At 70.9% G+C, this 1,397-nt stretch carries 2 protein-coding genes; both read left to right on the top strand.

Annotated features, from left to right (window positions below):
- Positions 1-85: 85 nt before the first annotated feature.
- Positions 86-499 (top strand): MIP/aquaporin family protein, encoded by a 414-nt coding sequence (locus tag AB0C69_RS42275; protein WP_360362582.1) that lies wholly within the window; start codon positions 86-88, stop codon positions 497-499.
- 42 nt (positions 500-541) lie between these two features.
- Positions 542-1,397: FGGY family carbohydrate kinase (locus tag AB0C69_RS42280; RefSeq protein ID WP_360362580.1), on the top strand; the 856-nt coding region annotated here is incomplete at its 3' end.

Genomic DNA, 1,397 nt, shown 5'->3' on the forward strand with positions numbered 1-1,397 from the left:
GCCGTCCAGCGCGGCCGCCAGCGGCTCGGGGTCGAGCGAGCGGATCCGCCACCGGACCCGGGCCGCCGCGCCGGCGATCTCCGCCATCGCGTGGTGCTGGAGCGCGTTCCGCGACCAGGTGATCGGCACCGCCATCCTGCTCTTCGTGATCAAGGCGCTCACCGACGTGCGCAACTCCCCGCCGCTGGCGAACCTGGGCCCGTTCATGATCGGCCTGCTGGTCGTCGCGATCGGCATGGCGTGGGGCACCGACGCCGGCTACGCGATCAACCCGGCCCGCGACTTCGGCCCCCGGCTCGCCTCGTTCCTCACCGGCTACGGCACCGCCTGGCGGGACCAGAACGGCGACCTGTACTTCTGGGTGCCGATCATCGGCCCGCTCATCGGCGGCGTGCTCGGCGCCGGGCTCTACAAGGTCCTGATCGGACGGTTCCTGCCCCCCGCCGAGGAGGACCCGCAGGGGCTCACGAAGCCCGAGCCCGAGTACGAGGCGGCGTGAACCGCCCCGCCCCGTCCACCACGACTCCAGGAGAACGCGCGCATGGCTGACTTCGTCGGGGCCCTCGACCAGGGCACGACCAGCACCCGATTCATGATCTTCGATCACGGCGGCAACGAGATCGCCCGCCACCAGCTCGAACACGAGCAGATCCTGCCCCGGGCCGGCTGGGTCGAGCACGATCCCACCGAGATCTGGGAGCGGACGCGCTCGGTCATCCAGTCCGCCCTGAACAAGGCGAACCTGTCGCACAGCGACCTGGCCGCGTTCGGGATCACCAACCAGCGCGAGACGACCGTGGTGTGGAACCGGCGCACCGGCCGCCCCTACTACAACGCGATCGTCTGGCAGGACACCCGCACCGACCGCATCGCCGCGGCCCTGGAGCGGGACGGCAAGGGCGACCTCATCCGCCGCAAGGCCGGCCTCCCCCCGGCCACGTACTTCTCCGGCGGGAAGATCCAGTGGATCCTGGAGAACGTCGACGGCGTCCGCGAGGCCGCCGAGAAGGGCGACGCGATCTTCGGTACGACCGACTCGTGGGTGCTGTGGAACCTCACCGGCGGGACGGACGGCGGCGTGCACGTCACCGATCCCACCAACGCCAGCCGCACCATGCTCATGGACCTGGAGACCCTCTCCTGGGACGACGAGCTTCTGGCGCTGTTCGGGATCCCGCGCTCCATGCTGCCGGAGATCAAGCCGTCCTCGGCGCCCGACGCCTACGGCACGACCCGCGCGAACGGCCCGCTCGGCGGCGAGGTGCCCCTGACCGCAGCGCTCGGCGACCAGCAGGCGGCGACGGTCGGGCAGGTGTGCTTCTCTCCCGGCGAGGCCAAGAATACCTACGGCACCGGCAACTTCCTCCTGCTCAACACGGGAGAGGAGCTCGTCCGGT

This window comes from Actinomadura sp. NPDC048032 (genome assembly GCF_040653175.1).
GTDB classification, from domain to species: domain Bacteria; phylum Actinomycetota; class Actinomycetes; order Streptosporangiales; family Streptosporangiaceae; genus Spirillospora; species Spirillospora verrucosospora.